The organism is Nocardioides sp., assembly GCF_030150155.1.
GTDB lineage: Bacteria > Actinomycetota > Actinomycetes > Propionibacteriales > Nocardioidaceae > Nocardioides.
This window is the reverse complement of sequence record NZ_JASLGR010000035.1, coordinates 20936-44012: the sequence shown is the minus strand read 5'-3', so window position 1 is coordinate 44012 and position 23077 is coordinate 20936. Positions and strand designations below refer to the sequence as shown.

The 23077-nt window shown below is 69.2% G+C and carries 19 protein-coding genes; 14 read left to right on the top strand and 5 right to left on the bottom strand.

Annotated elements, in window-relative coordinates:
- Positions 1-116 precede the first annotated feature (116 nt).
- The 5 genes from Q1V88_RS11465 to Q1V88_RS11445 are packed head-to-tail and all read left to right on the top strand — an operon-like array spanning position 117 to position 5946.
- The gene (locus Q1V88_RS11465) at positions 117-1319 is read left to right on the top strand and encodes a spermidine/putrescine ABC transporter substrate-binding protein (RefSeq protein ID WP_300681327.1); all 1203 of its coding nucleotides are present in this window, start codon (positions 117-119) and stop codon (positions 1317-1319) included.
- A complete protein-coding gene (locus tag Q1V88_RS11460; RefSeq protein ID WP_300681326.1) occupies positions 1303-2445 on the top strand; it encodes an ABC transporter ATP-binding protein in 1143 nt (380 codons plus the stop codon). The genes Q1V88_RS11465 and Q1V88_RS11460 overlap by 17 nt, the downstream gene beginning before the upstream one ends.
- On the top strand, positions 2445-3293 hold the full coding sequence (locus Q1V88_RS11455; protein WP_300681325.1) for an ABC transporter permease: 849 nt from the start codon (positions 2445-2447) through the stop codon (positions 3291-3293). The genes Q1V88_RS11460 and Q1V88_RS11455 overlap by 1 nt, the downstream gene beginning before the upstream one ends.
- The gene (locus Q1V88_RS11450; protein WP_300681324.1) at positions 3290-4555 is read left to right on the top strand and encodes an ABC transporter permease; all 1266 of its coding nucleotides are present in this window, start codon (positions 3290-3292) and stop codon (positions 4553-4555) included. Before Q1V88_RS11455 ends, Q1V88_RS11450 begins: the two co-directional genes overlap by 4 nt.
- 2 nt (positions 4556-4557) lie before the next feature.
- Positions 4558-5946, top strand: a complete 1389-nt coding sequence (locus Q1V88_RS11445; RefSeq protein WP_300681323.1) for an FAD-dependent oxidoreductase — start codon at positions 4558-4560, stop codon at positions 5944-5946.
- Positions 5947-6021: 75 nt separating this feature from the next.
- Here the strand turns inward: Q1V88_RS11445 and Q1V88_RS11440 are convergent, their stop codons facing one another.
- Positions 6022-7410: an aspartate aminotransferase family protein gene (locus Q1V88_RS11440; protein WP_300681322.1), complete on the bottom strand. Its 1389-nt coding sequence runs from the start codon at positions 7408-7410 to the stop codon at positions 6022-6024.
- A gap of 136 nt (positions 7411-7546) precedes the next feature.
- Between Q1V88_RS11440 and Q1V88_RS11435 the strand changes: the two genes are divergently transcribed.
- From Q1V88_RS11435 to Q1V88_RS11425, 3 genes are all read left to right on the top strand, one after another.
- On the top strand, positions 7547-9205 hold the full coding sequence (locus tag Q1V88_RS11435) for an amidohydrolase (protein WP_300681321.1): 1659 nt from the start codon (positions 7547-7549) through the stop codon (positions 9203-9205).
- Positions 9198-10643: an aminobutyraldehyde dehydrogenase gene (locus tag Q1V88_RS11430; protein ID WP_300681320.1), complete on the top strand. Its 1446-nt coding sequence runs from the start codon at positions 9198-9200 to the stop codon at positions 10641-10643. The genes Q1V88_RS11435 and Q1V88_RS11430 overlap by 8 nt, the downstream gene beginning before the upstream one ends.
- A gap of 106 nt (positions 10644-10749) precedes the next feature.
- Positions 10750-11649 carry a hypothetical protein gene (locus tag Q1V88_RS11425; RefSeq protein WP_300681319.1) on the top strand — a complete coding sequence of 300 codons (900 nt, stop codon included), beginning with the start codon at positions 10750-10752 and terminating at the stop codon, positions 11647-11649.
- A 32-nt stretch (positions 11650-11681) separates the two neighbouring features.
- Here Q1V88_RS11425 and Q1V88_RS11420 read toward each other — a convergent pair whose 3' ends face one another.
- The gene (locus tag Q1V88_RS11420; protein ID WP_300681318.1) at positions 11682-12350 is read right to left on the bottom strand and encodes a cache domain-containing protein; all 669 of its coding nucleotides are present in this window, start codon (positions 12348-12350) and stop codon (positions 11682-11684) included.
- A gap of 7 nt (positions 12351-12357) precedes the next feature.
- Complete coding sequence (locus Q1V88_RS11415) at positions 12358-13098, bottom strand: GntR family transcriptional regulator (RefSeq protein WP_300681317.1); 741 nt, start codon at positions 13096-13098, stop codon at positions 12358-12360.
- A 140-nt stretch (positions 13099-13238) separates the two neighbouring features.
- On the opposite strand from Q1V88_RS11415, the gene Q1V88_RS11410 reads away from it, so the two are divergent.
- Genes Q1V88_RS11410 through Q1V88_RS11395 form a run of 4 tightly spaced genes read left to right on the top strand, consistent with a single transcriptional unit; the run spans position 13239 to position 17118 of the window.
- Positions 13239-14237: an ABC transporter ATP-binding protein gene (locus Q1V88_RS11410; protein WP_300681316.1), complete on the top strand. Its 999-nt coding sequence runs from the start codon at positions 13239-13241 to the stop codon at positions 14235-14237.
- 29 nt (positions 14238-14266) lie between these two features.
- Positions 14267-15481 carry an ABC transporter substrate-binding protein gene (locus Q1V88_RS11405; RefSeq protein WP_300681315.1) on the top strand — a complete coding sequence of 405 codons (1215 nt, stop codon included), beginning with the start codon at positions 14267-14269 and terminating at the stop codon, positions 15479-15481.
- 3 nt (positions 15482-15484) lie between these two features.
- Positions 15485-16321, top strand: a complete 837-nt coding sequence (locus Q1V88_RS11400; protein WP_300681314.1) for an ABC transporter permease — start codon at positions 15485-15487, stop codon at positions 16319-16321.
- Positions 16321-17118, top strand: coding sequence for an ABC transporter permease (locus Q1V88_RS11395; protein WP_300681313.1), 798 nt, complete (start codon positions 16321-16323; stop codon positions 17116-17118). The genes Q1V88_RS11400 and Q1V88_RS11395 overlap by 1 nt, the downstream gene beginning before the upstream one ends.
- A gap of 54 nt (positions 17119-17172) precedes the next feature.
- Here Q1V88_RS11395 and gabT read toward each other — a convergent pair whose 3' ends face one another.
- Together gabT and Q1V88_RS11385 are read right to left on the bottom strand one after the other, a co-directional pair.
- The gene (gene gabT, locus Q1V88_RS11390) at positions 17173-18510 is read right to left on the bottom strand and encodes a 4-aminobutyrate--2-oxoglutarate transaminase (protein WP_300681312.1); all 1338 of its coding nucleotides are present in this window, start codon (positions 18508-18510) and stop codon (positions 17173-17175) included.
- A 78-nt stretch (positions 18511-18588) separates the two neighbouring features.
- On the bottom strand, positions 18589-20451 hold the full coding sequence (locus Q1V88_RS11385; protein ID WP_300681311.1) for a hypothetical protein: 1863 nt from the start codon (positions 20449-20451) through the stop codon (positions 18589-18591).
- Between the two features lie 204 nt (positions 20452-20655).
- On the opposite strand from Q1V88_RS11385, the gene Q1V88_RS11380 reads away from it, so the two are divergent.
- Together Q1V88_RS11380 and Q1V88_RS11375 are read left to right on the top strand one after the other, a co-directional pair.
- On the top strand, positions 20656-21759 hold the full coding sequence (locus Q1V88_RS11380; protein WP_300681310.1) for a 1-deoxy-D-xylulose-5-phosphate reductoisomerase: 1104 nt from the start codon (positions 20656-20658) through the stop codon (positions 21757-21759).
- Positions 21756-23072, top strand: coding sequence for a site-2 protease family protein (locus tag Q1V88_RS11375; RefSeq protein WP_300681309.1), 1317 nt, complete (start codon positions 21756-21758; stop codon positions 23070-23072). Before Q1V88_RS11380 ends, Q1V88_RS11375 begins: the two co-directional genes overlap by 4 nt.
- Positions 23073-23077: the final 5 nt, after the last annotated feature.

Sequence of the window (23077 nt, the reverse complement as noted above, 5' to 3'; positions counted from 1 at the left end):
TTGCTTTTATGTTTCCTAGCGACGGAATCGCTTGTCGTGACAGCGGTGTCATGCAACGATCCGATGACCCGGGTGATCGTGGGATCCCCGAGCCGGACACGCAGTGAGGGGGAGACTTGAGTCAGCCAATCGTGCCCCGAGCGGGTGTCGGCCGCCGGACTGTCGTCGCGGGCGGAGGTGCGGCGCTGCTCGGCGTCGCGGGGATCGCCTCGCTGCCGCTCTTCTCGACCCCGGACCGGCACCAAAACCCGGCGACCTGCACGGCCAAGGACATCTCCGCCAGCGACCCGACGTTGACGGTGAGCAACTGGCCGCTCTACATCGACGCCGACGATCCGAAGAACGACTACGTCTCGACGCTGACCGGCTTCCAGAAGAAGTACGGCGCCAAGGTGAACTACCACACCGACGTCACCGACAACGTGGTGTTCTTCAACAAGGTGGTCAACCAGCTCGGCTCGTGCGCGTCGACGGGGCGTGACATGTTCATGCTCACCGACTGGATGGCTGCACGGATGATCCAGATGGGCTGGGTCCAGCAGTACAACCCGGCGAACGTGCCCAACCTGCACGCCAACATCATCTCCTCGCTGAAGGCGCCGACCTGGGACCCGGAGCGGAAGTATTCCGCACCGTGGCAGGCGGGCTTCACCGGCATCGGCTACAACAAGAAGTACATCAAGAATCCGCCACGCACGATCAAGGAGATGCTGACGCGCCCCGACCTCAAGGGGAAGGTCTCAGTGCTGACCGAGATGCGCGACACGATCGGGCTGGTGCTGCTGACCCTGGGCTACGACCCGGAGAAGTTCACCCAGGCGCAGTGGGAGGAGGCGATCGCCTTCCTGCAGAAGGCGAAGTCCGATGGTCAGATCCGCGCCTTCCAGGGTCAGGAGTACACCGACGACCTCACGTCGGGAAACGTCGTGGCGTGCACGGCGTGGTCGGGTGACATCGCCGCGTCGGAGGATCCGAACCTCGGCTTCCTTGTCCCCGAGGAGGGGATGATGATCTGGTCGGACAACATGCTGATCCCGAACCTGGCCCAGCATCAGGAGCTCGCCGAGAAGTGGATCAACTACTACTACGAGCCCGAGGTCGCGGCGAAGCTCGCCGACTACAACTACTACGTCAGCCCGGTGCAGGGGATCCGGCCCTTCATGGAGGAGCTCGACCCCGACGTACTGGCGAAGCCGGCTCTGGCCAACCTGATCCTGCCCGACGATGCCTACCTGGCCAAGACCCACGGCTTCATGTCACTGACCGAGGCCCAGATCCGTGACTACGAAAGGGACTACACCCATGTCTCAGGCGTCTGACTCCCGCGACCTCCAGCTCTCCCAGCTGGAGAAGACCTACACCAACGGGTTCACCGCGGTGCACCCGCTGGACCTGGTCGTCCCCCAAGGCAGCTTCTTCGCGCTGCTGGGTCCCTCGGGCTGCGGCAAGACCACGACGCTGCGGATGATCGCCGGGCTGGAGATCCCCACCGCCGGTGCGATCACCATCGGCGGCTCCGACATCACCTACGAGAAGCCGTACAAGCGGCCGGTGAACACCGTCTTCCAGAACTACGCCCTCTTCCCGCACCTCTCGATCGCCGACAACGTCGCCTTCGGCCTCAAGCGCCGGGGGATCAAGAACACCGACAGCACCGTCACCGAGATGCTGCAGCTGGTCGAGCTCGACACTCAGGCGCGGAAGAAGCCCGGCCAGCTCTCCGGCGGCCAGCAGCAGCGGGTCGCGCTGGCCCGGGCGCTGATCAACCAGCCCGAGGTGCTGCTTCTCGACGAGCCGCTCGGTGCCCTCGACCTCAAGCTGCGGCGCCAGATGCAGCTGGAGCTCAAGCGGATCCAGACCGAGGTCGGCCTCACCTTCGTGCACGTCACCCACGACCAGGAGGAGGCCATGACGATGGCCGACACCATCGCGGTGATGAACGCCGGGCGGATCGAGCAGATGGGCACCCCCACCGAGCTCTACGAGAACCCGCAGACCACCTTCGTCGCGAACTTCCTGGGCCAGTCGAACCTGATCCGTGGCACCGTCCGTGGCGAGGGGACCGACGCCGGCGCTGCCGTGGTGAGCGTCGACATGGCCGGCACCGTGGTCTCCATCCCGCGCGAGCGGGCCCGGGTCACCTCCGGTGAGGGCTGGGTCGGCATCCGCCCGGAGAAGGTCCTGGTCGCGCCCGCCGGCGAGCCGATCGACGCGCCGGGCAACCACTTCACCGGCGGCACCATCGTCGACACCAGCTTCATCGGCGTCTCCACGCAGTACGTCGTCAAGACCGCGTGGGGCCAGGAGATCTCGGCCTTCGAGCAGAACACCGGCGCTCGGGGCGTGATGGCCCCGGGCACGTCGGTGGACTTCTCCTGGCGTCCCGAGTTCGCCTTCCTGCTCCCGCCCGACCAGGACGCCTCCGCCGGTATCGGGGAGGAATGATGCGCACTTCGAAGAAGCTTCCGTACTTCCTGCTGCTGCCGGCAGGGATCTGGCTCCTGCTCTTCTTCCTGGTGCCGTTCCTGTCCCTGATCGCCACCAGCCTCTACGACCCGAACGGGTCGGTGCTCACCGGCTACTCGATGTCGTGGCACTTCGGGAACTTCCCGCACGTGATCAGCGAGTACGGTCCGCACCTGTGGCGCTCGGTGTGGTGGGCGCTGATCGCCACCGCGCTGTGCCTGGTACTCGGGTACATCCTGGCCTACACGATCGCGTTCAAGACCGGGCGCTGGAAGAACGTCGTCCTGGTGATGGTGGTCGCCCCGTTCTTCACCAGCTTCCTGATCCGCACCAACGCCTGGAAGCTGATCATGGCCGACCACGGCTGGCTGGTCACCACACTCAAGGACCTGCACCTGATGCCGGCCGACGGGCGCCTGCTGGCCACCTCGGTGGCGGCGATCGCGGGTCTGACCTACAACTTCCTGCCGTTCGCGATCCTGCCGCTGTACGCCAGCGTGGAGAAGGTCGACCAGCGCCTGATCGAGGCCGCCGGCGACCTCTACGCCAGCCCGTTCCGTGCCTTCCTCAAGGTGACCCTGCCGCTCACCATGCCCGGCATCGTGAGCGCGACCCTGCTGACGTTCATCCCCGCAGTCGGCGACTACATCAACGCCCAGCTGCTCGGCAGCACCAACGACAGGGTGATCGGTTCCGACATCCAGAGTCTCTTCACCTCCGGTGGCGACTACGCCTCCGCAGGCGCGCTCTCGGTGATCCTGCTGATGGTCATCCTGGTCTCGACGTTGGTCTACATCCGCAAGGCGGGGACGGAGGAACTGCTGTGAGCACTCCTCAGATGACGGAGACGATGCGACGCCCCGCCAGCCTGTACTGGGGCGTCCAGATCGCCCGGGCGCTGAGCGCCGCCGGTGCCGTGGCCCTGATCGCCAGTGCCGTCGGACTCTCGATCCGGCGCTACCAGGTCGACGGCACCTCGCTGAACTTCGCCGGACCGGCGTTCGGCTTCCTGATGCTGGTGCTGGTCGCCCTCGCCGTGGTCGCCGCCCTCGGGGTGCGCTCGGCGAACAAGACCCTGGCCGACGACACCGGCGCCCGCGACCGGCTCTTCGGCTTCGGTGCCGCGGCCGTCGTGCTGCTGGTGATCCTGACCGTGAAGCTGGCCAACCTGGGGTACGACGTCGCCGCCGTGATCGCCGGCCTGTGGGCCGTGGCGAGCGCAGCCTCGCTGGCGTTGATCTCCACCTCGGAGTCGAGCCGGTGGCTGGAGGGCCGGGCCCCGATCCTCAACGTGATCCGGTGGATCCGGGGCAACATCATCGGCTTCCTCGGCCTGCTGGTGATGGCCTACCTCTACATCCCGAACGTCGTCGTGGCCGCGATGAGCTTCAACATCGAGCACGGCAAGAAGACGACGTACCAGTGGTACGGCTTCGGCTTCGACAACTGGCTGCACGTCTGCAAGCCGGCCCAGATGTGCTCCTCGGTGGTGACCTCGCTGTGGATCGGCGCGGTCGCGACCCTGATCGCCACCGTGATCGGCACCCTGGCCGCCTTCGCCCTGGTCCGGCACCGGTTCGTCGGGCGCAGTGCGAGCAACACGATCCTGTTCATGCCGATGGCGACCCCCGAGATCGTGATGGGCACCTCGCTGCTGGCCTTCTTCGTGGCGCTGCGTCAGGGCGGCCACCTCGGCTACGTGACGATCATCATCGCCCACGTGGCGTTCTGCCTCTCCTACGTGGTGGTCACGGTCAAGGCCCGGCTGGCGGGCTTCGACGACACGCTGCAGGAAGCGGCGATGGACCTGTACGCCAACGAGACCGAGACGTTCTGGCGGGTCACCTTCCCGCTGGTCTTCCCGGGCATCCTCGGAGCGTCGCTGCTGGCGTTCTCGCTCTCCTTCGACGACTACATCATCACCAACCTCAACGCGGGCACCGTGACCACGTTCCCGATCTTCGTCTGGGGTGCCGCCCTGCGCGGTCTGCCGATGCAGGTCAACGTGATCGGTACCGTGATGTTCGTGCTGGCGATCGCGATCGTGGTCTCCGGCGAACTGCTCTCCTCCCGACGGCGAAAGGCCTGACCATGCATGCCGCTCTGCGGGAGGCGCACGCTCTCCCGTACTGGCTCGACGACCCTGACCGCCCCGACCCGCTGCCGCCCCTGGTGGGACAGGCGAGCGCGGACCTGGTGGTCGTCGGCGGTGGCTACTCCGGGCTGTGGACGGCGCTGCTGGCCCGCGAGCGGTTCCCGGACCTGTCGGTACTGCTGCTGGAGAGCGGCCAGTGCGGTGACCAGGCCAGCGGTCGCAACGGCGGCTTCGCCTCGGCCAGCCTGACCCACGGCTTCGGCAACGGTCTGGAGCGCTGGCCCGACGAGCTCGCCACCCTGGACCGCCTCGGTGCCCAGAACCTCGCCGAGATCGGGGAGACGATCGCCCGGCATCGCATCGACTGCGACTGGCAGCGCACCGGCGAGCTCGCCGTGGCCACCCAGCCGCACCAGGTCGAGGAACTGGTCGAGTACGCCGCCGCGATGGCCGAGCACGGGGTCAGGAACGAGGTGCTGGACCAGGCGGCCCTGCGCGGACGCGTCGACTCGCCGACGTACCTCGGTGGGATCGCGCTGCCCGACGAGACCGCCCTGGTCGAGCCGGCCCGCCTGGCCTGGGGCCTGCGCCGGGCCTGCCTGGACCTCGGCGTCGTGATCCACGAGGGATCGCGGGTCACCGGGATCGAGCGTGACGGTGCCGGGATGCAGGTGCGGACCGAGGCGGGCTGGGTCACGGCCGGGCAGGTCGCGCTGGCCACCAACGCCTTCCCGCCGCTGCTGCGCCGGCTCAAGCTGATGACGGTGCCGGTCTACGACTACGTGCTGATGACCGAGCCGCTCAGCGACGCCCAGATGGCAGCGATCGGCTGGCAGGGGCGCGAGGGGATCGGCGACTCGGCGAACCTCTTCCACTACTACCGGCTCACCCGGGACAACCGGATCCTGTGGGGCGGCTACGACGCGGTGTACCACTACGGCTCGGCGATCTCGCCGGTGCTGGAGACCGCCGGGCGCACCCACGAGCTGCTCGCCGAGCAGTTCTTCACCACCTTCCCGCAGCTGGAGGGGCTCGGGTTCACGCACCGCTGGGCGGGCGTGATCGACACCTGCACCCGGTTCTCGGCCTTCTTCGGATCGGCGTACGGCGGCCGGGTGGCGTACGCGCTCGGCTACACCGGTCTCGGGGTGGGCGCCACCCGCTTCGGGGCGCAGGTGATGCTCGACCTGCTGAGCGGGGAGGCGACCGAGCGCACCGCCCTGGAGATGGTGCGCTCCAAGCCACTGCCGTTCCCGCCCGAGCCGCTGCGCTACACCGGGATCAAGCTGATGACGAAGTCGCTGGAGTCCTCCGACGCCCATCAGGGGCGGCGCAACCTGTTCCTGAGGTCGATGGACCGGCTCGGCTTCGGCTTCGACTCCTGAGGCCGGAACGAGCAAGGCCCGGACCGGTTCGGTGACGAACTGGTCCGGGCCTTGCCTGGCTCCGTGCGGTCGGCCTCAGAGCATCGTGGAGGCCTTCTCCAGGACGGTGCGGATGATCTGCTCCATCTCGTCGAACTCGCGCTGGCCGATGATCAGCGGCGGGGCGAGCTGGATCACCGGGTCGCCACGGTCGTCGGCACGGCAGTAGAGGCCGTTGTCCCACAGCGCCTTGGAGACGTAGCCGTAGAGGATCCGCTCGCAGTCCTCGTCGCTGAAGGACTCCTTGGTGGCCTTGTCCTTGACCAGTTCGATCCCGTAGAAGTAGCCCGAGCCGCGGACGTCGCCGACGATCGGGAGGTCCTTGAGCTTGGAGAGCGTGGCGAGGAACGCGTCCTCGTTCTCGAGCACGTTGCCGAGCAGGTTCTCGGACTCGAAGAGGTCGAGGTTGGCCAGCGCGACGGCGCAGCTGACGGGGTGACCGCCGAAGGTGTAGCCGTGGTAGAACGTCGTGCCGCCGGTGAGGAACGGCTCCATCAGCTTGTCCGAGGCGATCATCGCGCCCAGCGGGGAGTAGCCCGAGGTGAGGCCCTTGGCCGAGGTGATGATGTCGGGGACGTAGTCGAACTTCTGGGCGCCGAACATCGTGCCCAGGCGGCCGTAGGCGCAGATCACCTCGTCGGAGACCAGCAGGACGTCGTACTGGTCGCAGATCTCACGCACGCGCTGCCAGTAGCCGGCCGGCGGCGGGAAGCAGCCACCGGCGTTCTGCACCGGCTCCAGGAAGACGGCCGCGACCGTGTCGGGGCCCTCGGCGAGGATCGCGATCTCGATCTGGTCGGCGGCCCAGCGGCCGAACCGCTCCGGGTCGGAGCCGTCGAGCAGGCCGCCGGTGATCTCGCCGGCGCGGTAGACGTTGGTGTTGGGCACCCTGAAGGTCGAGGGCACCAGCGGCTCGAACGGCTCCTTGAGCGCGGGGATGCCGGTGATCGACAGGGCGCCCTGGGTGGTGCCGTGGTAGGCGATCGCGCGCGAGATCACCTTGTGCTTGCCGGGCTTGCCGACCAGCTTGAAGTAGTTCTTGGCGAGCTTCCAGGCGGTCTCGACCGCCTCCCCACCGCCGCTGGTGAAGAAGACCCGGTTGAGGTCACCGGGCGCCTCCTCGGCGAGCCGGGCGGCCAGCTCGATCGCGGCCGGGTGCGCGTAGGACCACAGCGGGTGGAAGGCGAGCTCCTCGGCCTGCTTGGCAGCGGCCTGGGCGAGCTCGGTGCGGCCGTGACCGGCCATGTTGACGAAGAGGCCGGCCAGACCGTCGAGGACCTTCTTGCCCTTGGCGTCCCAGATGTAGGCACCTTCGCCCTTGACGATGATCGGCACGTCGGCGTCCTGGTAGGACGAGTGGCGCGTGAAGTGCATCCACAGGTTGTCCTTCGCAGCGCGCTGCATCTGGTCATAGTCGAGAGCCATGACGACACTGTAGCCCCGATCCCCGCGAAAGCCACCGATTCAGTATCCGGTGGTGATGAAGACAACTGATTTCGTTGTCACGACTCCGTAACACCGTCCTGATGCGAAGTTGGCGTGGGCCTGATAGACAGGTCCCGTGGTGACCACCCTCTTCCGCAACGGTCCGGTCTTCGACGGACACCGCTACCTCGACGCCGTCGGCGGCGTGCTCGTCGTCGACGGCCGGATCGATCGGATCCTCGCCGTGGGTGAGGAACGGCCCGCAGCCGATCAGGTGATCGACCAGGGCGGCGGCCTGCTCACCCCCGGGTTCGTCGACGCACACGTGCATGCCGTCCAGGGCGGCCTGGAGCGGATCCGCTGCGACCTGAGCCACCTGGAGGATCGGCAGGCCTATCTCGATGCCATCAGGGCGTATGCCGACGCGCACCCGGACCTGCCCTGGATCCTGGGCGGCGGCTGGGCGATGGCGGCGTTCCCCGGCGGGGCACCGACCGCGGCCGAGCTCGACACCGCGGTGGCCGACCGCCCCGTCTTCCTGCCCAACCGCGACCATCACGGAGCCTGGGTCAACACCGCAGCGATGCGGCTCGCCGGGATCACCGCCGACACCCTCGACCCGGCCGACGGCCGGCTGGAGCGTGACGCCGACGGCGTACCGAACGGCACCCTGCACGAGGGAGCGATGGACCTCGTCTCCCAGCTGGTCCCCGCGACCGGCGCCGCCGAGCTGGAGGCAGCGCTGGCCGAGGGGCAGCGCTACCTCCACTCCGTCGGCGTGACGGGCTGGCAGGACGCGATCATCGGCGACTATGCCGGGGTCGACGACGCCGGTGAGACCTACCGCGCCGCCGCGCGCTCCGGTGCCCTCACCGCCGACGTGGTCGGGGCGCTGTGGTGGGACCGTGACCGGGGTCTGGAGCAGATCCCCGAGCTGGTGGACAAGCGGGCCACGCTCAGCCACGGGCGCTTCCGGGCGACCTCGATCAAGGTGATGCAGGACGGCGTCCCGGAGAATGGCACCGCCTCGATGGCCGAGCCGTACCTGGACCGCTGCGGCCACGCCACCCACAACCGCGGCCACTCCTTCGTCGACCCCGCCGTGCTGCGCGAGGCGGCCCCGGCCCTGGCGGCCGAGGGCTTCCAGATCCACATCCACGCCATCGGCGACGCCGCCGTGGCCGAGGCGCTCGACGCCCTGGCCGGTGCCGAGGCCGCCTGCCCCGGGGCCGACCTGCGTCACCACATCGCCCACCTCCAGTTCGTCAGGCCCGCCGATCGGGAGCGCTTCGGTGCCCTCGGCGTGGCCGCCAACGTCCAGTCGCTGTGGGCCTGTCACGACGAGGAGATGACCGACCTGGTCATCCCGCAGGTCGGTGCCGAGCGGGCCGGGTGGCAGTACCCGTGGGCCGCACTGGTGGACAGCGGAGCCCGGCTGGTGGCGGGCAGCGACTGGCCCGTCTCCACCCCGGACCCGTGGCAGGCGCTGCACGTCGCGGTCAACCGCACGGATCCGACGTACGGGGGAGAGCCGCTCAACCCCGAGCAGGCGATCGACCTCGCGACCGCGCTGAGCGCCTACACCGCGGGCAGCGCCTGGGTGAACCACCGTGACGACGCCGGCCGGATTGCGCCCGGGTACGTCGCCGACCTCGCGCTCCACGACCGTGACCCGTTCGCCGCCGCGACCACCGAGATCGCCGCCACCCGGGTCGTCGCGACCTGGGTCGGTGGCACCCTGGTCTTCAGCGCTGACCCGACCGACCCCACCCACGAAGGTGCCACGCATGGCTGACCAGCAGTTCCAGAACCTGATCGACGGCGAGCTCGTCGACGCCGCCGACGGGGCGACCTACGACGTCGTCGACCCGGCCACCGGGGCGGTCTACGCCGCTGCGCCGCTCTCGCGCGAGGCTGACGTCGATCGTGCCTACCGGGCTGCGGAGAAGGCGTTCGAGACCTGGGGCGAGACCACGCCCCGGGAGCGCTCGGAGCGGCTGCTCCGGCTCGCCGACGCGATGGAGGACCGGGCCGAGGAGCTGCTGGCGGCCGAGGTCAAGGACACCGGCAAGCCCTACGGCCTGACCAAGTCCGAGGAGATGCCGGCCACCATCGACCACCTGCGGTTCTTCGCCGGCGCGGCCCGGACGCTGGAGGGGCGTTCGGCGGGGGAGTACCTCGCCGGCCACACCAGCATCATCCGGCGCGAGCCGATCGGCGTGGTGGGCCAGGTGACGCCGTGGAACTACCCGCTCAACATGATGGCCTGGAAGATCGGCCCCGCGCTCGCGGCGGGCAACACGATCGTGCTCAAGCCCAGTGACACCACCCCGGCCGCGAGCCTGCTGCTGGGCCAGATCGCCGCGGAGTTCCTGCCCCCGGGCGTGCTCAACGTGATCGCCGGGGACCGTGACACCGGGCGGGCGATGACCGTCCACCCGACGCCGCAGATGATCGCGATCACCGGCTCGGTGCGGGCCGGGATCGAGGTGGCCAAGGCGGCTGCCGACGACGTGAAGCGGGTCCATCTCGAGCTCGGCGGCAAGGCCCCGGTGGTCGTCTTCGAGGACGCCGACCTCGCTGCCGCCGCCGCCGCGATCGCGGAGGCCGGCTACTTCAACGGCGGCCAGGACTGCACCGCGGCGACCCGGGTGCTGGTCGCCGATGCCGTCCACGACGAGTTCGTCGCGGCCCTGGCCGAGGCCGCCCGCGCGACCCGCACCGGACTGCCGTACGACGACTCCACCTTCTTCGGGGCACTCAACAACCCCGACCAGCTGGCCCGGGTCGAGGGCGTCGTTGACCGGCTGCCCGATCACGCCGAGATCGCCGCCGGGGGCCGGCGCGCCACCGTGGCCGGCGGCGAGGGCGGCTACTTCTACGAGGCGACCGTGCTGAGCGGGCTGCGCCAGGACGACGAGCAGATCCAGTCCGAGATCTTCGGCCCGATCATCACGGTGCAGCGGTTCAGAGACGAGGCCGAGGCACTGCGCTGGGCCAACGGGGTGAAGTACGGCCTCGGCTCCAGTGTGTGGACCAAGGACCACGGCCGGGCGATGCGGATGGCGAAGCGGCTCGACTTCGGTGTGGTCTGGATCAACACCCACCTCCCGTTCGTCTCCGAGATGCCGCACGGCGGCTTCAAGCACTCCGGCTACGGCAAGGACCTGTCGGTCTACGGGCTCGAGGACTACACGAGGATCAAGCACGTGATGAGCTACATCGGGCACTAGCGTGTTGTGAGTGTCTGGACGGTCGATAGACCGTCCAGACACTCACAAGGCAGGGCCTGTGGAGGACGACCGACGGGCCTGGCTGATCTGCGGCACCCTTCTGCGCATGGATCGGTGGCGGGAGGTGGCAGCGGGGCAGGCCGGTGTGGTCACCCGCCGGCAGCTGCGCGAGGTCGGGGTCGACGCCGATGCGGTCAGCCATCGGGTCAGGACGGATCGGTGGGCGGTGCTGTCCCCGACCGTGATCGCCACCACCACGGGCCCGCCCTCGCTGGAGCAGCAGCAGTGGGCTGCGGTGCTGCACGGTGGCGAGGGGGCGCGGCTGGCGGGGATCTCGGCGGCAGCACACGCCGGACTGAAGAACTGGCAACGCGACGAGATCGCGGTGCTGGTGCCCTACCGCGACCAGGTGCCGCCACGGATGCAGGGCGTCACCTATACCCGGTCGCGGCGGGACCTGGTGGCGATGGGCAGCGGCGAATCGGGGGTGCCGCGCTTGCGCGTCGAGCCCGCGGTCCTGCTCTTCGCCGCCGGCGATCGTTCTCCCAGGACGGCGCAGGGGCTGCTCGCGGCAGTGGTGCAGCAGCGGTTGGCGACACCTCAGGGCCTGCTGGACTGGCTCGACCGGCTGACGCCGTTGCGGAGGGCGCCGCTGTTGCGCGAGGCGCTGACCCAGATGGCCGGCGGCGCCCAGTCACTGGCCGAGATCGACCTCACCCGGGTGTGTCGACGGTTCGGCCTCCCTGCACCGCGTCGGCAGGTGAAGCGGCGCGACAGCGAGGGCCAGCTGCGCTACACCGACAGTGAGTGGCTACTCAGTGATGGTCGGACGCTGATCCTGGAGGTCGACGGGCTCTTCCACATGGACGTCGACCAGTGGGAGGCGGATCTGGCTCGCCAACGAGCCTTGAGCGGTGCGGGACGGGTGGTGGTGCGGTGCACGGCGCGGGAGCTGCGCGACGACCCGGCCAGGCTGGCGCGGGACCTGAGAGCCCTCGGCGTGTGAGTGTCTGGACGGTCGATAGACCGTCCAGACACTCACACGGGGAACACCAGGGTGAGCGGGAGGTCGCCGATCGGGTGCGGGTGCCCGGTGACCCGGTCGCCGGGCCCGATGTGCGGGTCGGCGGAGACCACCGCACGGCCGTGCTCGTTGACCAGGGTGGCGCCGACGGTGCGCAGGCCGGGCAGCAGCACGCGCTCCAGCGTCTCGACCAGGGTGTCGGCCCCGACGACGCCGACCATCCTGCCCGCGGCACGTACCGGCACCGTCGCGGTCACGGTGTACTCGTCGGTGCAGACGAAGTCGACGTACGGACCGGTCAGGGTCGGGCGACCGGTGCGCTCCGGGTTCGAGAACCACGGGCGCCGGGTGTAGTCGTAGGCCAGCGGGGTGGCGGCGTTGAGGGCCGGCTCGGCGAGGAGCTGGCGGTGCTCTCCCTGCCACCACGCGAGGTAGAGCGACTGGTCGGCGAGGGCGTCACGGGAGGCGACGAAGCCGCCGCCGACGACGTGGTGCGGGCCGTCCAGGAACGTGATCGCGCGTGCCATCAGGGCGGCCGAGGCCATCGCGGCGGTCACCGGGCCGGCGGCGAAGAGCTCGCTCAGCGCGTCGTGCCACTGGGCCAGCTCGGTGAAGATCCGGCTGAAGTGGCTCTCGACGGCGCGCACCGTCTCCTGCACGCCCGTCGCCGTCGCCAGCACCATTCGGGCATCATGGCATCGCGGCGTGGAGGTCGGCTAGACCCTCGATCGCATCCTTCAGCTGCTCGCGGGTGAGTCGGCGGGCGTCGGCTGCGGCACCGGTCTCGAGGGCATCGGCTAGGGCGGTGAGCCGGGTCGTGGTGGCGGCGCGGTGCTCGGCGACCTGGAGCGGGAGCCGGAGCAGGGTGCCGAAGTCGGCCTCGAGCCGGATCACCTCCCGGGTCAGCCGTGCGGACTGGGTGAGTGCCGCGACGGCGAGCCAGAACTCGGTCTCGGCCCGGCGCCAGGCGCCGACATCGGGGTCGTCGAGGTCGGGGATCAGGCCGCGGATGTACTCGGCCTCGTCGGGGTCGACCCGCTCGGCGGCCAGCTCGGCGCAGCCGGTCAGCACGACGAGGTACTGACTCGCCCGGTCGCGCAACTCGACGCGTGACATCGCCGCCAGACGGCGGTGGGTGATGTCGTCGCCGTGCGGGGCGGTGATGAAGGAGCCGCCGTTGCGGCCACGGACGGTGGTGACCAGGCCGTCGGCGCGCAGGGCGACCAGTGCCTCGCGGGCGGTGACCGGGGCGACGCCGAAGAGCTGGGCGAGCTCGGCCTCGGTCGGGAGGCGCTCGCCGTCACTGAGCAGGCCGGTGTGGATCGCCTCGGCGATCCGTCGCTCCACCAGGAGGGCGCGGCCCTCGTCGCCGATCGGGGAGAAGATCGCCGCTCGGGCCGGGCTCAGCGCGGGCCGAACCTCAGCGCCCATCTGCTCCACCTTTCGGCCGACTGCCGGCATGTCACGGTCGCACTTTTCACGACCTGCTGACATGGTTTACCACCAGACTTAACATATGGATCCATAGGATTTAGTTCTCAGTCCCCGGTGAGCGGAGAAGCATGGGCGCGATGGCGATCAGACTCAACGGCCTGCGGCGCGAGTACGGCGACGTCACGGCGGTCGACGACCTCACCCTGGAGATCGGCGAGGGCGAGTTCTTCTCCATGCTCGGACCGTCGGGTTCGGGCAAGACCACGGTGCTGCGGCTGATCGCCGGGTTCGAGACGCCGACGGCCGGGACCATCGAGCTCGGCGGGAAGGACGTCACCACCCGCCCGGCCCACCTGCGTGACGTCAACACCGTGTTCCAGGACTACGCGCTCTTCCCGCACCTGACCGTGCGGGGCAACGTCGAGTACGGCCTGCGGGTGGCCAAGGTCCCCGCCAAGGAGCGCCGCGAGCGCGCCGAGGCAGCACTGGCGCAGGTCCGCCTCGACGGGTACGGCGACCGCAAGCCGCACCAGCTCAGCGGTGGGCAGCGCCAGCGCGTGGCCCTGGCCCGGGCACTGGTCAACCGACCCACCGTGCTGCTCCTGGACGAGCCGCTGGGCGCCCTCGACCTCAAGCTGCGTCGGCAGATGCAGCTCGAGCTCAAGGAGATCCAGCGCGACGTCGGCATCACCTTCGTCTTCGTCACCCACGACCAGGAGGAGGCGTTGACGATGAGCGACAGGATCGCCGTCTTCAACGCCGGCCGGATCGAGCAGGTCGCCTCGCCGGTGGAGCTCTACGAGCACCCGGCCAGCGAGTTCGTGGCCGGCTTCGTCGGCACCTCCAACCTGCTCGACCCGGCGCTGACCGGACGCGAGACCGCTGTCGCGATCCGCCCCGAGCGACTCCGCCTCGGCACCCCGGAGCCCGGTGACCAGAGCGCCCGCGGGACGGTCAGCGAGATCGTCTTCCTCGGCTCCTCGACGCACGCGATCGTCGCGCTAGACGGCGGTGGCTCGGTGACGGTCTCGCGGCCCAACACCCGCGCCGACCACGTCGCCGTCACGGTCGAGCGTGGTGCCCCCGTCACCGTCTGCTGGCGGCCCGACGACCTGGTTTCCCTCGGGACAGCCTGAGCGCTGACCCCCATCCAAGGAGGAAGTTGATGAAGAAGTCGCTCGCAGTGCGGGCCGGCGCCGTGGTCGCAGCCGGGGCGTTCGCGCTCTCGGCCTGTGGCTCGTCCGGTTCCGAAGGTACCAAGGCCGGCGGCGGGTTCACCGCCCCCGACGTCCCGATGGTGAAGTCCCTGGGTGCCGGAGAGGGTGCCGTCAACATCCTGGCCTGGCCCGGCTACGCCGAGGACGGCTCCACCGACAAGGCCGTGGACTGGGTGACGCCCTTCGAGAAGGCGACGGGGTGCCAGGCCACGGTGAAGTACTTCGGCTCCTCCGACGAGGCCCTCAACCTGATGAAGAACGGGGGTTACGACGTGGTGTCGGCTTCCGGCGACGCGACGCTTCGCCTGATCGCCGGCGGCTACGTCCAGCCGGTCAACACCAGCCTGCTGAAGAACTACGCCGACATCCAGCCGTTCCTCAAGGACACGTCGTACAACTCGGTCAACGGCCAGATGTACGGCATGCCGCAGGGCTGGGGCGCCAACCTGCTGACCTACAACCCGAACGTGGTCAAGCCTGCCCCGACCTCGTGGTCGGCGATGTTCGACCCGTCTTCGCCGTACAGCGGGAAGATCTCGGCCTACGACAGTCCGATCTACATCGCCGACGCGGCCGTGGTGCTGATGAGCACCAAGCCCGAGCTCAAGATCACTAATCCCTATGCCCTGGATCAGAAGCAGTTCGACGCTGCGGTCGACCTGCTCAAGGGGCAGCGCAAGATCGTGGGGGAGTACTGGTCGAACTACGCCGCCCAGCAGAGCGCCTTCGAGAAGGGCGACGACGTGCTGGGCACGTCGTGGCAGGTGATCGTCAACGGCATCGAGGCCTCCAAGAAGCCGATCAAGAGCCTGATCCCCAGCGAGGGCGCGACCGGCTGGTCGGACACCTGGATGATCAACTCCAAGACCAAGAACCCGAACTGCTCCTACGCCTGGCTGGACTACATCGGTGGGCCCGAGGGCAACGCGGCCTCGGCGTACTACTTCGGTGAGGCTCCGGCCAACGCGAAGGCCTGCGACACGATCGCGACGGTCGACAAGGACCCGACGTTCTGCGACACCTTCCACGCCGGCGACGAGGCGTACGCGAAGAAGATCTACTACTGGACCACGCCGATCTCCCAGTGCCTCGACGGCCGCACCGACACCACGTGCGTGCCGTACTCGGACTGGGCGAAGGCCTGGACCGAGATCAAGGGCTGATCGATGCCGAAGCAGCCAGGGTCCCGTGCGGGCTGGGTGACGGCGGCATTCTTGACGCCACCGATGCTGTGGCTGGGCGTCGCCTATCTCGGGGCCTTGGCTGCCCTGCTCCTGACGGCCTTCTGGACCGTCAACGAGTACACCCCGCAGGTCATCCACACCTTCAACCTGGACAACTTCTCCACGCTGCTCACCGACGGGGTCTACCGCACCGTCGCGCTGCGCACGATCGGGATCGCGATCGCGGTCACGCTGATCGACGCGGTGCTGGCGCTGCCGATCGCGTTCTTCATGGCGAAGGTGGCCTCGGCCCGCTGGCAGCGGGTCCTGGTGATCGCCGTTCTGATGCCGCTGTGGGCGTCGTACCTGGTCAAGGCCTATGCCTGGCGGGCGCTGTTCTCCGCCGAGGGACCGCTGAGCTCGATCGGGATCCATGTCGGCTACGGGCTGCCGGCCCTGGTGATCACACTGTCCTACCTGTGGCTGCCCTACATGATCCTTCCCGTGTACGCCGGCCTGCAGCGGCTGCCGGGCTCGCTGCTGGAGGCCTCGGCCGATCTCGGGGCCTCGGCGGGGACGACGTTCCGGCGGGTGATCGTGCCGGCGATCTTCCCCTCGCTGGTCGCGGGGTCGATCTTCACCTTCTCGCTGACGCTGGGTGACTACGTCGCGGTCAGCATCGTCGGCGGGCCGGTCCAGGTGCTCGGTGGGGTGATCTACCAGTCGGTCGGCACCGCCAACGACCTGCCGTTCGCTGCGGCGCTGTCGTTCGTCCCGGTCGTGGTGATGCTGGTCTATCTGTGGGCCGTGCGGCGCACCGGAGCCTTGGAGAACCTCTGATGCTGACCTCGCGCCTGAAGGGCTTCTACGGGCTGGCCACCGCGGTGGTGCTGGTCTTCATCTACGCGCCGCTGCTGCTGGTGGTGGTGAACTCGTTCAACGTCTCGCGCTCGTTCGCGTGGCCCCCGACCGGGTTCACCTTCCAGTGGTGGGACGCCGCGGCACACTCCACCGGGGCACGCCATGCGCTGCTGGTCTCGGTCGAGGTCGGCCTGCTGGCCACGGCGATCTCGCTGGTGCTCGGCACGCTGGCCGCCTTCGGCCTGCAACGTCGGGCCTTCTTCGGCCGCAACGTCGTCTCGCTGCTGATCATCCTGCCGATCGCGCTGCCGGGCATCGTCACCGGTGTCGCGCTGAACAACATGTTCGGCTCGGTGCTGGGACTCCAGCTCGGCATGCTCACCATCGTGATCGCGCACGCCACGTTCTGCATCGTGACGGTCTTCAACAACGTCCAGGCCCGGCTGCGGCGGCTGCAGGGCTCGCTGACCGAGGCCTCGGCCGACCTCGGCGCAGGCCCGTGGACGACGTTCCGGCTGGTCACCTTCCCGCTGCTGCGCTCGGCGCTGCTGGCCGGTGGCCTGCTCGCCTTCGCGCTCAGCTTCGACGAGATCGTGGTGACCACGCTGACGGCGGGGCCGAACAGCCAGACCCTGCCGATCTGGATCTTCGCCAACCTGTTCCGGCCCAACCAGGCGCCGGTGGTCAACGTCGTCGCCGCAACCCTGATCGTGCTCTCGGTGATCCCGATCTGGCTGGCGCAGAAGCTGTCGGGCTCCGACGACCCAGTCCGCTGATCCGCCTTGTGAGTGTCTGGACGGTCTATCGGCCGTCCAGACACTCACAAGGGGTCAGGCGGTGGCGGCGAACGCCTCCACCACCACGTCGAAGGCCTCGTTCAGCAGGTCGTCGCTGATCGACAGCGGCGGCAGGAACCGGAAGACGTTGCCCCAGGTGCCTGCGGTCAGGATCAGCACGCCCTGCTCGGCGCAGTACGTCGCCACCGCGGCGGTGCGGGCGGCGTCGGGCTCCAGGGTGCCGGGACGGCACAGCTCGATCGCCATCATCGCGCCACGGCCGCGGACCTCCGCGATCACGCCGAAGGCGTCCTTGAGGGCGTCGAGGCGGGTCTGCATGATCGCGCCGACCTCGCGGGCGCGCGCTGCCAGATCGTGGGTCTCCATCTCCTCGATGGCACCGAGGGCACCAGCGCAGGCGACCGGGTTGCCGCCGTAGGTACCGCCCAGGCCACCGGCGTGGACGGAGTCCATGATCTCGGCGCGGCCGGTCACCGCCGCCAGCGGCAGGCCGCCGGCGATGCCCTTGGCGGTGGTGATCAGGTCGGGGACGATGCCCTCCTCCTCGACCGCGAACCAGGTGCCGGTACGGCAGAAGCCGGCCTGGATCTCATCGGCGATGAAGACGATGCCGTTCTCGCGGGCGAACTCGGCCAGCGCGCCCAGGAAGCCGGGGGCGGGCACGATGAAGCCACCCTCGCCCTGGATGGGCTCGATCACGATCGCGGCGACACGCTCGGCGCCGACCTGGACCTTGATCGCGTCGATCGCCCGGGCGGCGGCCGCCTCGCCACTGAGCTGGTCGCGCAGCGGGTAGGACATCGGCACCCGGTAGACGTCCCCGGCGAACGGCCCGAAGCCGTCCTTGTACGGCATGTTCTTCGCCGTCATCGCCATCGTCAGGTTGGTCCGGCCGTGGTAGGCGTGGTCGAAGACGACGACCCCGTTGCGCCCGGTGTGGTGGCGGGCGATCTTGATCGCGTTCTCCACCGCCTCGGCCCCCGAGTTGAGCAGCACCGACTTCTTCGCGAAGTCGCCCGGGGTGAGCTCGGCCAGCTTCTGTGCAACGTCGACATAGCCGTCGTACGGCGTCACCGTGAAGCACGTGTGGGTGAACGCCGCGACCTGCTCGGTGGCACGTGCCACGACGCGCTCGGCCGCGTTGCCGACGGTCGTCACGGCGATCCCGGAGCCGAGGTCGATCAGGGAGTTGCCGTCCACGTCGACCAGGATCCCGCCGCCACCGGCCACGATGAAGACCGGCAGGCTGGTGCCGACGCCTCCGGCGACGTACTGCTTCTTCCGTTCCATCCGCTCGATCGAGAGGGGGCCGGGGATGGCCGTGACGAGGTTGCGCTTCTGGGCGAGGGCGGGGCCGCCGGTCTCAGTCATGGCCTCAGCGTACGGCTCGGGGCAGACCGTCTGAAGGGGGGTCGCACGCTGTGTTCGACACGGCCGCGGTCGCGAGCCTCAGACCATCGGCACGGCGGGGCGGGCGGTCGCGGCATCGGTGGTCCAGCGCCATGAGCGAATCGTCACTTCGATCGCGTGAATCCCCACCCAGTTGCCGTTGTGCACTGCCAGCTCGAGCAGCAGGGGACTGCCGCTGCGCCACTGTCGGAGCGGGTGCAGGGTGGGATCGGTGGCCCGACTGTCTGCCCACCAGAGCGGCTCCGAGGACGGCACGCTGGTCTTGCTGGGGGGCGACCATCCGGTGTTCCGGCTCGGCAGTGCGATGCGGCGCCACGCCGTCGCCGAGCGGTGCGGGCGGGCGGAGCGGGCGACGATGCGGCTCGAGACCTGGTAGACCGATGCGTCCGCGGGGACGGAGGGCGTCGGTACGGAGAACCGCTGCACTGCCTCATCAGCCCTCCCGCGACGCGAGGCGCAGCGTGAGTTCGAGGTCAGGACGACGCGGGCCTGCCGGGTCCCGGCGGCGGACGTCCTGATCGACGAACACCGACCGACGAAGTGGCCCGACGCGATCATGGCCCTGTCGGCTCGGATCACGACCCGCTTGGTCTCGACATGTTGGGCGAGAACGCGGACACGCCCGAGGGAGACTGACTGGAGGCGGCCGTAGGTGTCGACCGAGGTCACCGTGGCGACGTAGATGCCGGGCCGCTGTGTCCTGGTGCCGTCGACGGTGCCGTCCCAGGTCATGGCGTAGGTGGCGGCGCCGCAGGAGGCGCATCCGAAGGTCTCCCGGTGCACGGCGGTGCCGGCTGTGTTGGTGATCGTCAGGGTGAGGACCTGGCTCTCCAACGGGTGAGGGGTGACGGTCCAGTGTGCTTGGTCGGGACTGGTCTCGGTGTAGGCGTCGATGTGCACATCGTTCTTGGCGTTCACGACCTTCGGGGCCGGCGGAGCCGAAGGCTTCGCCAACAAGGTCACCGGCAGCGTCGACGCGGCGGTGCGGGTGATGCGGCCGTTGGAGTACGTCACCGTCGTCCGCAAGGTGTAGAGCCCATCGGGTAGGACCGACGTGGCAGCGTTGGCAGGAATCGCGGTGAAGGCAATGACGCCCGAGGGCTGGATGGCTGTCGTGGCAGTCACTGGGGCGATCACGGTGTGGCCAGACGCGTTGTCGAGTGACCACTGGACGAGGGGGCTGGTGGCGGTGGAACCGGCGTTGACGCTGGCGAGATGGAGGGCTGCTCCGGGGTTGCCGCGGACGGTGCTGAGCGGATGATCCCCATCGGTCCGGCTGACGCTCCAGGGGGCAGGCGCGGGGCTCACCGTGACCGTCCGTCCGCTGAGGACGGTGCACAGGGTGGTGTTGTAGGTGCTGCACACGTCGATATCAAGGCGAGCACTGCCAGAGACCTGCGACAGGTTGAAGGAGTAGGGGGCGCTCGCGTCGAACGTCACGGAGGAGGTCGCGCCCTGTGCGGTGAGGAACGCTCGGCGTACCCCTCCGATGGTCGTCGGGATGGTCACGGTCACGGTCTCTTCGGGGGTGAAGATGACACCTTCGGCGCTGTACACAATCTTCGGTTGTGCAGGTTGCCGGACGTCACGCGTCACCGGATCGCCGATCGGGAGGCAGGTGGAGGGATCGTCGGCTGCGCAGCCCATGAGCGTGAAGGCAGAGCTCCCGGTCAGTCCCCACGTCTCCACCGTGATCGGCGTGCTCCCGCCGACATCGGTCGGCACGAGCGGTGTGACCGCTGCCGTGGCGGAGGCAAAGACAGTGCTGTGGTTGATCGCCACCGCGACGTACGGTGCGTCCTGCGGCGCCAGGTGGGCGGTCACCCCGATGACGCCGCTTGGCGCGTCGGGCACATCCAAGACTGGCGCTGCCGATGCAGCGGTTGTTGGCAGCGTCAGCAAGGCAGCAATGAGGCCGCCAGGGGCTAGGACGCTGACAAGTCGTCGCACCAGTCGGTTGCGGCGGGGGTGATCCACGAGTGTCCTCCGAGATAGACGGGCGCTGGTGCCGGGGTCACAGCCTAGGCACAGGAACGGGCGACGGAGGGCGAACGACCAGAGTCGGGGCATGTCGCGTGCCCTCCGCACTCCTGGGAGGATGACCCCATGCAGGCTGCTCCACGCGACGTCGTCATCCTCGGTTCCACCGGCTCGATCGGCACCCAGGCACTCGACCTGGTCCGGGCGAACCCGGGACGGTTCCGGGTGGTCGGGCTGACGGCGGGGGGCGGCAACAAGGAGCTCTTCGAGGCCCAGGTCGCCGAGTTCGCTCCGGCGTTCTCCGGGCTGGGGGAGGAGGCCAGCATCGAGGCGGCGAGCCGGGCGTGCGACGTGGTGCTCAACGGCATCACCGGTGCGGTCGGGCTGCGACCCACGCTCGCGGCGCTCGATGCGGGCAACACCCTGGCACTGGCCAACAAGGAGTCCCTCATCATGGGGGGACCGCTGGTCCTGGAGCGGGCCAAGCCCGGCCAGATCGTGCCGGTCGACTCCGAGCACTCCGCGATCGCGCAGTGCCTGCGTGCGGGCCGCGCCGACGAGGTGCACAAGCTCGTCCTGACCGCCTCGGGCGGACCGTTCCGCGGCCGTAGCCGGGCCTCGCTGGAGACGGTCACGGTCGCCGAGGCGCTGCACCACCCGACCTGGTCGATGGGGCCGGTGATCACGATCAACTCCGCCACCCTGGTCAACAAGGGCCTGGAGGTGATCGAGGCGCACCTGCTCTTCGGCATCCCGTTCGACCGGATCGAGGTCGTGGTGCACCCGACCAGCGTGGTGCACTCGATGGTCGAGTTCGTCGACGGCTCCACGATCGCCCAGGCCAGCCCGCCCACGATGCTGATCCCGATCGCGCTCGGCCTCGACGTCGACCAGCGGGTCACGGCCGCCGCGCCGGCGGTGGACTGGACCACGGCGAACACGTGGGAGTTCTTCCCGCTCGACGACGAGGCGTTCCCCGCCGTGGGCCTGGCCCGCACCGCAGGCACTCGCGGCGGCACCGTCCCTGCGGTCTACAACGCGGCCAACGAGATCGCCGTGGACGCGTTCCGTACCGGCCTGCTGCCCTTCACCGGCATCGTCGACACCGTGGCCTCAGTGGTTGCTCAGGCAGCCGACGTACCCTCAGATGCGACCCTCACCGTGGACGACATCCTCGCCGCCGACGCCTGGGCCCGGACCGAAGCCACCCGCCTGATCGGATCACGTTGACAGCGCTGCTCTACACCCTCGGGATCGTCGTCTTCTTCGCGGCGATCCTCGTCTCGATCGGCCTCCACGAGCTCGGTCACCTGATCCCTGCCAAGAGGTTCGGCGCCAAGGTGACGCAGTACTTCATCGGCTTCGGCCCGACCGTCTGGTCGCGCCGACGGGGCGAGACCGAGGTCGGGGTCAAGGCGATCCCGCTGGGTGGCTACGTCAAGATCATCGGGATGCTGCCGCCGGGGCGTGACGGGGAGCAGCGCGACTCCAACACCGGCATGTTCACCCAGCTGATCAGCGACGCCCGCAAGGCCGAGTGGGACCTGGTCCAGCCCGAGGACGAGCCGCGGCTGTTCTACAAGATGCAGTGGTGGAAGAAGGCCATCGTGATGGCCGGCGGGCCGAGCGTGAACATCCTGATCGCCTTCGTCTGCTACGTGCTGATCTTCGGCGCCTACGGCGTCCGCGAGACGGTGGTCAACGACGGTCGCCCGGTCCTGGCCAGTGTCACCCAGTGCGTGATCCCGTACGCCGACCAGCGCACCGCCTGCACCAGCACCGACCCCGAGTCCCCGGCGGCGATCGCGGGTCTGAAGCCCGGTGACGAGGTCACCTCGTTCAACGGCACCGCCGTGACGTCGTGGGACCAGCTGCGCTCGATGGTGCAGGCCAACGCCTCGGGAACGGCCGTCATCGGCTACCTGCGCGACGGCACCGAGCACACCGCCACCACCAACACCACCGTCGAGGCCCGGCCCACCTCGGCGACCAGCGAGACGCTGCACCAGGTCGGCTTCCTGGGCGTGACGCCGACCTCGCACACCGCCGTGACCCACGGCGGCCCGATCTTCACGGTCAAGCAGATGTGGACCATGACCAAGGAATCGGTCTCCTCGTTCGTGCACCTGCCGACCAAGGTCTGGGGCGTGGCCAAGGCCATCGTCGGCGCCGAGAAGCGCGACCCGAACGGCCCGGTCTCGATCGTCGGCGGCGGCCGGATCGCCGGCGAGACGGTCTCGGAGCAGAACTTCCCGCTGGTCGACAAGCTGGTCTTCCTGCTCAGCCTGGTGGCCGGCTTCAACCTCTTCATCGGCCTGTTCAACTTCATCCCGCTGCTCCCGCTGGACGGGGGCCACATCGCCTCGGCGCTGTGGGAGGGCATCCGGCGCGGCTGGGCCCGACTGTGGCGGCGTCCCGACCCCGGTTTCGTCGACGCCGCGAAGCTCCTTCCCATCGCGTACGTCGTCGCCGCAGCCATGCTGGTGATGGGGGTCGTCCTGATCGTGGGCGACCTGGTCGTCCCGGTGCATCTGACCTCCTGAGCCCT